The organism is Pedobacter sp. 05L430, assembly GCF_056397585.1.
The window spans coordinates 1-8639 of sequence record NZ_JBFTNT010000182.1 but is presented as its reverse complement, the minus strand read 5'-3'; the positions used below and the strand labels follow the sequence as shown (position 1 = coordinate 8639).

9 protein-coding genes are annotated in these 8639 nt (G+C 39.1%); 5 read left to right on the top strand and 4 right to left on the bottom strand.

From position 1 onward, the window contains the following. The 4 genes from AC1DG9_RS18935 to AC1DG9_RS18920 form a co-directional block, all read right to left on the bottom strand. Positions 1–934, bottom strand: a 934-nt coding sequence (locus AC1DG9_RS18935) for an aspartate kinase (protein WP_477635038.1), incomplete at its 3' end; no start/stop codon positions are given. After that, positions 934–1743, bottom strand: coding sequence for a DUF3298 and DUF4163 domain-containing protein (locus tag AC1DG9_RS18930; RefSeq protein ID WP_288879052.1), 810 nt, complete (start codon positions 1741–1743; stop codon positions 934–936). The genes AC1DG9_RS18930 and AC1DG9_RS18935, both read right to left, overlap by 1 nt. A 1-nt stretch (position 1744) precedes the next feature. After that, on the bottom strand, positions 1745–2209 hold the full coding sequence (locus tag AC1DG9_RS18925; protein WP_337716605.1) for a GNAT family N-acetyltransferase: 465 nt from the start codon (positions 2207–2209) through the stop codon (positions 1745–1747). Further along, positions 2206–2895, bottom strand: a complete 690-nt coding sequence (locus AC1DG9_RS18920) for a YggS family pyridoxal phosphate-dependent enzyme (RefSeq protein WP_172659886.1) — start codon at positions 2893–2895, stop codon at positions 2206–2208. Before AC1DG9_RS18920 ends, AC1DG9_RS18925 begins: the two co-directional genes overlap by 4 nt. A gap of 72 nt (positions 2896–2967) precedes the next feature. Here AC1DG9_RS18920 and AC1DG9_RS18915 point away from each other — a divergent pair, with 72 nt between their 5' ends. From AC1DG9_RS18915 to AC1DG9_RS18895, 5 genes are read left to right on the top strand one after another with little or no spacing between them, the layout of a single operon-like run. Continuing rightward, a complete protein-coding gene (locus AC1DG9_RS18915; RefSeq protein WP_337716607.1) occupies positions 2968–3582 on the top strand; it encodes a DUF4296 domain-containing protein in 615 nt (204 codons plus the stop codon). 13 nt (positions 3583–3595) lie between these two features. Further along, entirely contained in the window at positions 3596–5968 is a 2373-nt protein-coding gene (locus AC1DG9_RS18910) for an endonuclease MutS2 (protein ID WP_172659888.1), read from the top strand. Between the two features lie 46 nt (positions 5969–6014). Next, positions 6015–7103: a PQQ-dependent sugar dehydrogenase gene (locus AC1DG9_RS18905; RefSeq protein WP_337716609.1), complete on the top strand. Its 1089-nt coding sequence runs from the start codon at positions 6015–6017 to the stop codon at positions 7101–7103. Between the two features lie 49 nt (positions 7104–7152). Beyond that, complete coding sequence (locus AC1DG9_RS18900; RefSeq protein ID WP_068889605.1) at positions 7153–7854, top strand: CoA transferase subunit A; 702 nt, start codon at positions 7153–7155, stop codon at positions 7852–7854. A 17-nt stretch (positions 7855–7871) separates the two neighbouring features. After that, a complete protein-coding gene (locus AC1DG9_RS18895; RefSeq protein WP_337716611.1) occupies positions 7872–8531 on the top strand; it encodes a 3-oxoacid CoA-transferase subunit B in 660 nt (219 codons plus the stop codon). Positions 8532–8639: the final 108 nt, after the last annotated feature.

Here is an 8639-nt window from a genome sequence, read left to right as displayed (position 1 = left end):
GCGCCTGGTTTACTTTAAATATAAAGGATGGAACCGGAAGATGATTGTTTTCTCCCGTAATGTCTGTGCCTTCGGCCTTATGATCAAGAAAAGAACGAACAAATAAAGGGATGTTCTTGTTTTGAATCGGCTTTATTGTTTTAGGGTGAATAATAGTTGCACCATAATAGGCCAGTTCAATTGCATCATGATAAGATAAACGCGGAATTCTTTCCGTTTCATCAAACCATTTAGGATCGGCGTTTAAAACTCCGGGCACATCTTTCCAGATGGTTAACGAAGTTGCATTTAGGCAAGAAGCAAATATTGCGGCCGAATAGTCAGAACCATCTCTACCAAGAGTTGTGGTAAAGTTTTCGCTTGTGCTGCCAATAAATCCCTGGGTTACTGCAATATATTGTTCTAAAACAGGAGCCAGTTTTTTCTGTATTTCCTGCTCTGTTTTTTCCCAGTTTACCTGTGCCTCCCGGTAATTGTTATCTGTATGGATAAAGTTACGGGCATCAACCCATTGCACATTACAACCTGTTTCGTTTAAGTAAGCAGCAGCTATTTTGGTCGAGACGATTTCCCCGATTGAAACGATTTGATCGTAAATGTAATCAGCTGCGTCGTCTGGTTTTTCCTCTATTAACCAATCTATCTCTACGAATGAGTTTGCCACGTCGTTATACACCGGGTTACTGTGGTCTGGAAATAACTCACTAATGATGTTGAAATGGAATTGTTTTACCTCTTCAAATATCTGATGTGTATCCTCAAGACCCGTTAAATAAGCTTTTGTTAAATCCTCAAGCTTATTGGTAACCTTACCCATTGCCGAAATAACGATTAACAGGTTGTTTTTTTGATTTCGTTCTTTAATGATATTGGCCAGATTTCTTACCCCTTCGGCATCTTTAACTGATGCACCTCCAAATTTGTATACTTCCATTAATTTGCGGGACTAAGTAATGAATTTGGTTTAGCAATTTCTTTAAGCTCACTAAAAGGAATAACCAGTTCTGTTTTTCCATATGCATAAGCCTTGATTTCGTAAGGATTATAAAGAAACATTAAACCTTGATCCGTAATGGTAAAGTTGTCATTCAGTTTGAACGTATCCTTATCAAAGAAATAGCCATCTTTTAAGCTAGCAGTAGGACTAAGCTTTTCATTTTTTCTGAATATCTTTTCGGCCACAGCAGTAAGTTTTGGCAGGGAACCTGGTTGAATTAAAGAATCTAAAAGGATTTCCTGATGTGTGGCCGGATTGTAGTTCAGGTAGATAAATACACTGTTAGGGTGTGCACCGCCTGAATAATTTACATAAGTGTTTAGCAGCGACAAGTAGCCTGGCTTTTGTTTCACAACCTTAGCATTGATGTCTAAGAACCAGGTTTGCGGGTAATCCTTTTCAGATTTTCTAAAGTCGTCATAACCTTTTATAAAATCGGTAGCATATTCATTATATGTTTTGTAGTTTTTGCCAGAATCTGCTGTCAGTTTTATTTTGGTTTCAACAAACTGGTTTACTTTTTCATCATTAAATAAAGGATACGAAATAACTGCCTTAGAAGTATCAGTTACATTTTTATCAACAGATACTGGGGTTTTGCTGTAAACTTTTACTGAATCGTATTTAAAAGTTAATGAGTCTCCTGTAGTTACAACACTTGTAGTGTCGGTAGTATTGCTTGTTTTATTCTCACTCTGACAAGCTATAAAACCTATGGCGATAATAAATAATCCTAATTTCTTCATATTACTTCGAAATTTGTTCCTTCGAAAAGGATGCATTTAACCATCCTGCTTCTATATCAGCAGCGTACTTTTTGTAAAAATTAATTGCCGGCTCATTCCAGTCCAGCACCTGCCAAACCATGCCATTGTAGTTTTTATCTTTTGCTTCCTGTATAACCGTTTCAAAAAGGAGCTTACCTGCGCCTTTCCCCCTGTATTCTTCAGTTACAATGAAATCTTCAAGGTATAAGCGGCAGCCTTTCCAGGTCGAGTAGCGGGTATAGTATAAGGCAAAGCCAATAATTTTATTGTTATCCTCAGCAACAAAAGCTTTCCATACTTTGTTTTCGCCAAAACCGGCATCCATAAATTCTTCTATGGTTACGGTTACTTCCTCCGGCGCTTTTTCATAAAGAGCCAGTTCATTAATTAATTCCAATAATCTCGGACAATCTTCTCGCTCAGCAACTCTTATTGTAATGCTCATTCTGTTTTGTAATGTTTAATCTTCCTTTTACCAAAAATACTGCTGCCAACTCTTACCATTGTGCTACCTGCTTCAATTGCAAGTTTGTAATCGCCAGACATACCCATAGATACTTCCTTAAAGTAGTCATCTTTTCTAAAAAAGCTAACTTTAATACCGTCAAAAAGAACTTTTAACTCAATGAACTCATCAAGAGTCTGTTTTTCTGTGGCGTTGTTACTTGCAATTCCCATTAAACCTACAATACGTACGTTTTTAAGTGTAGCAAATTCTTCAGACCTAAGCAGTTCAATAGCCTCATCAAAACCAAGACCAAATTTGGTGTCTTCATCGGCAATATAAATTTGAAGTAAACAGTCTATTACCCGCTTATTTTTTACGGCTTGTTTATTTATTTCAATTAATAGCTTCAGGCTATCAACCGAGTGGATCAGTTTTACAAAAGGGGCAATGTATTTTACCTTGTTGGTTTGCAGATGACCAATAAGATGCCACTCAATATCTGTAGGTAATTGTGCTTGTTTGTCAACCAGTTCCTGAACTATGTTTTCGCCAAAAACGCGTTGCCCGGCATTGTAGGCTTCCATAATTGCGGCGGGCTCCTGGTATTTAGATACGGCTATTAACTCAACCTGTGTCTTATCTAATTCGCTTTTATATTCTAATAAGTTATCTGCTATACTCATTTATCAGTATTTTTGGTAAAAATAAGAACCTTAGCGAACTTTGTCTAAGAAATAATGATGTTTTAGCCCATAATGAAGAACTTTATATACACAGCCTTCCTTTTTTTATTCGTTGCAGGCTGTAAGCCAGGTATTCCTTCCGATATTATTCAGCCTGATAAAATGGCCCTGGTATTGCACGACATTCATATTGTGGATGCTTACATCACTACCATACCTAACATCGATACGTCAAGAACTATCGCTGCGGCTTATTATAATGGCATTTATAAAAGATACGAGATAGATTCGGCCCTTTACGGTAAAAGTATGGCTTACTATAGTCAGCATCCGAAAGTATTAGATGGCATCTATGATAAGGTAACCAAGGGATTAACCAAGCAAAAGAACGTTTTGGTAAAGGCAGATTCATTGGTGCAAGCCAAGGCAGCTAAAATTGTTAAAGCTAAGTTTAAGGCCGACTCTGTGAAGCGTGCAGATTCTTTGAAAAAAGTTACTGCACCACAACGAGCTAAATTTAAGGCCGACTCGTTAAAGAAAGTTATTGCAGTTAAAAAGGCTGATTCTATTAAAAAAGTGGATTCAACCAAAAAAGCAAAAGCTGTTTTAAGGAAGGCTGCCAGGAAAAAGAGGGCAGACTCTATAAAGGCCAGAGAATTATTAAAGAAGACTATTAATAAAAAATAAGATAGAAATAGGAATGTTATATCCGGAGAATTGTTTAGAGCGTTTGGGGTTTAATGAGGTAAAACAACTTATTTACGCACACTGTCTGAGCCCTATGGGGCAGCAAATGGTGGGCAAAATGCAGGTGATGACCAAGTTTGATCAGATCAATAAGTTTTTGAGACAAACAAATGAGTTTAAAAGTATCCTCGAGAACCAGGAACCGCTGCAAATCAGTACATTTTTCGACATAAAATCTCTGGCCGATAAGATCAGAGTGGAGGGCACTTATCTTGTAGAGGATGAGCTGCACCAAATGTACGCCTCTTTACAAACTGTATTTTCTGTACTGAGGTTTTTTGATGAAAGAAAAGAAGTATACCCTAATCTGGAGGCGCTGTTTGAGCACCTGCCTGTCGAAAAGAATATACTTAAACGCATAGAATCTGTACTGGATCCGAAAGGAAAGATAAAGCCAAACGCTTCTGTTGCACTTCAAAATATAATTGGAGAGATCGCAAAAGCAGAGCAGGACGTAAGGAAGAGAATGGACTCTATTTATAAGCAGGCAATTAGTAATAATTGGGTTGCCGATGGTAGCTTAACCATACGTGATGGCAGAATGTGTATACCGGTACTTGCCGAAAATAAAAGGAAACTGAAAGGTTTTATTCATGATGAATCGGCTAGCGGACAAACGGTATACATAGAGCCAGAAGAGGTATTTTCATTAAACAATAAGCTTAGGGATCTGGAATTTGACAAGCGCAGGGAGATTATAAAGATCTTAATAGCGCTCACAAATGATCTGAGGCCATATACACCATTATTATTGTCGTACCATGGTTTCCTTACTAAGTTAGATTTTGTCCGTGCAAAAGCGCTGTTCGCTATAGATGTTGAGGCCGATATGCCGGTTCTAATAAAGGAAGCCAAGACTAAGTTGGTTAATGCACGCCACCCTTTACTGTACCTTTCCTTTAAAGAGGATAAGAAAACCGTTGTTCCTTTAAATTTTCATATTAATGAGAACATGAGGATTGTGCTCGTATCAGGGCCCAATGCCGGAGGTAAATCTGTTTGTATGAAAACTGTAGGTCTATTACAGTTAATGGTACAATCAGGTTTATTGATTCCAGTTCATGAATCTAGTGAGGTAGGTATATTTGATCAGATATTTGCCGATATCGGCGATGACCAGTCGATAGAAAGTGATTTGAGTACTTACAGTGCTCACCTTACTAAAATGAGGTATTTTGTTGCCCATGCTACGCCTAAATCGCTTGTTTTAATTGATGAGTTTGGAACGGGCACAGATCCTCAGTTTGGCGGGCCTATGGCAGAGGCTGTTTTGGAAGTGTTGAACAATAAAAAAGTGAGAGGGGTAATTACCACCCACTACTCTAACCTAAAGCTTTTTGCTGGTAATACCCCAGGCTTAGAAAATGCTTCCATGTTGTTTGATAACGACAAGATGAAACCAATGTACGTATTGGAAATTGGTAAACCGGGAAGTTCTTATGCTTTTGAGATTGCACAAAACATTGGTTTGCAAAAAGAGGTGTTGGAACTTGCCAGGGCTAAAACCGGTACCAATCAAAACAGGATAGATAGTTTGCTTGTCGATCTGGAACGTGAAAAGAAACAGATCTACGATACAAAAGTTAATCTTTCCAATCAACAGAATAAGGTGAAAAACCTTGTCGCAGAAAACGAGAAGCTTAAACTGTTTCTGGATGAGAACAAGAAAGTACTGATCAAAGAAGCTAAGCTCGAAGCTCAGGCGATTATTAGAAATGCCAATAAACTCGTTGAGAATACCATAGCAGAGATTAAAGAAAGCAAGGCAGATAAGGTAGTAACCAAAGAATTGAGACAAAACCTGCAAAAGGTATTGGTGCAGAATCATGTAAAGGAAGAGAAAAAGCCTGAAGTACCAGTGATTAGTAATACGCCTATTGAAGTGGGCGACTGGGTACAGCTAAACAATAGCGAAACTATGGGGCAGGTTCTTGAGATAAACCGTGATAACCTGGTAGTTGCATTGGGCGACCTTCGTTCTGTACTGAAGAAAAACCGTGTTCAGAAAATCAGCAACAAACAGGCTAAAAAAGCAGTTCAGAATAACTCATTTACAGGCAGTATTTCTGAAGCGATATCGAGTTTCACTGCTGAGCTTGACCTGCGTGGTATGCGTGGCGAAAATGCCTTGCATGAAGTGGAAAAATATCTTGATAAATCGATCATGCTTGGCTTTCCTTTTATAAAGATCATCCACGGAAAAGGTGATGGCATTTTAAGGAAGCTGATTCGTGAATATTTAAAGAAATATAGCCAGGTAAACAGGGTAGAAGATGAGCATGCAGATAGAGGTGGCGATGGCATCACTTATGTTTATTTCAATTAGATAAACTTATTTACATTTAGGATGTTGTATGAGAAAAAGACATCCTATGAAGGTATTAATCGTAAGTTTGTTCGCGCTCTTTATGAGCGTTTCTTCTTGTAAGAAAAACAAATCCGGAGACTCGCAGAATCCTGGTGATGTTGCTATTAAAACCAAAGTTTTAGCCACAGGACTTTCACATGTATGGGAGGTTGTTTATGGGCCTGATAAGCAATTGTGGATTACCGAACGTTCAGGGAAAATTAGCAGAGTAAATCCGGAAACAGGTGCTGTAACGGCGCTTCATACTATTGCCGAGGTGGTATCAAAAGGTGAAGGTGGTTTGCTGGGTATGACCCTAAATCCCGACTTTGAAGCCAATCCATGGGTATATGTAGTTTATGATTACGGCTCAAATTATAAAGGGAAAGTAGTTCGGTTTACTTACTCAAACGGCACCCTGAATTCGCCTCTGGTTATTCTTGATCAGATTCCGGCAGCATCTATCCATAATGGCTCCAGGCTGCTCATTACAGCAGATAAAAAACTCCTGATTACTACCGGTGATGCAAGTGAGGCTGATAATGCACAAAACATGAATTCTTTGTCGGGCAAAATACTCAGGGTAAATCTTGACGGGTCAATTCCTGCCGATAACCCAGTTGCGGGTAGCCGCGTATGGAGCTTGGGGCATAGAAACCCGCAAGGTTTGGGGCTGGCTAATGGAAAGTTATACGAATCAGAGCATGGTCCTAATAACGATGACGAGGTTAACATCATTAAAAAAGGACGAAATTATGGCTGGCCAAATGTTGAGGGTTATTGCAACAAAGATGCTGAAAAAACATTTTGCACAGCCCATAATGTGGTAGAGCCAATTCAAGCATGGACACCTACGATAGCCACCAGCGGCTTAACTTATTACAGTGGCGATCTTATCCCTGAGTGGAAAAACTCTTTACTGCTGGTTAGCTTAAAGGCCTCTAAATTAACTCAGCTAAAACTCGATGCAGACGGTGATAAGGTTGAGACCAGTAAAGATTATCTTGTAAATGATTACGGGAGGCTAAGGGCCATTTGCATGAGTCCGGATGGTAAGGTGTATATTGGAAGTAGCAACGGCAATGATGATAAAATTATAGAAATAGCGAAATAGTTTGGTTCTAACACAATTTATAATATAATTTAGTAACAAAACTTTTAGTATGATAAACAAAGTCGTAGCAGGTGCTGATGAAGCCATCAGTGACATAAAAAACGGTAGTACTTTAATGCTTGGAGGCTTTGGTTTGTGTGGAATACCCGAAAATTGTATTGCCGCTCTGGTAAGAAAAGGGGTTAAAGAATTAACCTGTATATCAAACAATGCCGGTGTGGATGATTTTGGTATTGGCTTGATGTTGCAGCAGCATCAGGTTAAAAAGATGATCTCGTCGTATGTAGGGGAAAACGCCGAATTTGAGCGTCAGTTGTTAAGTGGTGAGTTGGAAGTAGAATTGATTCCTCAAGGCACTTTGGCTACAAGATGCATGGCAGCGGGATATGGCATGCCGGCCATTTTTACTCCTGCAGGTGTAGGTACCGAGGTTGCCGAAGGTAAGGAGACCAGAAATTTTAACGGAAAAGATTACCTGATGGAGTATGCTTTTGATGCTGATTTTGCCTTAGTAAAAGCCTGGAAAGGTGATACTGCAGGAAACCTGATCTTTAGATCTACCAGTCGCAATTTTAACCCCGTAATGGCTATGGCCGGAAAAATTACGATTGCTGAGGTGGAAGAACTTGTGGAACCCGGAGTGCTCGATCCGGATCATATTCATACTCCCGGCGTTTATGTACACCGTATTTTTCAGGGGGCTAACTACGAGAAAAGAATAGAACAACGTACGGTTAGACCAAGAAATTAATTCTATAATATATTGATATGCTCGATAAGAATGGTATTGCGAAACGTATCGCAAAAGAAATAAAAGACGGTTACTATGTGAATTTAGGAATTGGCATCCCTACGTTGGTGGCTAATTTTATCCCCCAAGGAATTAATGTGGTGCTTCAATCTGAAAATGGTTTGTTGGGTATGGGGCCTTTTCCCTTTGAAGGAGAAGAGGATGCCGATTTAATTAATGCCGGTAAACAAACTATTACTACCTTACCCGGATCTTCCATATTTGATTCGGCAATGAGTTTTGGAATGATCAGAAGCCAGAAAATTGACCTGACGATATTAGGAGCCATGGAGGTATCAGAAAATGGTGATATAGCCAATTGGAAAATACCAGGTAAAATGGTGAAAGGGATGGGAGGGGCAATGGATCTTGTTGCTTCTGCAAAGAATATTATTGTTGCCATGCAGCACGTAAATAAAGCCGGTGAAAGTAAGCTATTACCAAAATGTTCTTTACCGCTTACAGGAGTAAACTGCATAAGAAAAGTGGTAACAGAATTGGCCGTATTAGATATATTACCTGAAGGTGGATTTAGATTAGTAGAAAGGGCTCCGGGAGTGAGTGTTGATTACATCAAACAGGCCACTGCTGGTAAACTGTTCGCTGATGAGAACGCGCCCGAAATGATATTGGATTAATTTAACATAAACAGGCTTATTCGGCCTGTTTATGCTTGCAATATTTTACCTTCAGATCTACCGAGATCTCTTCGGTTATTTTGATGATGTCATCAGGTGTGTCATGAT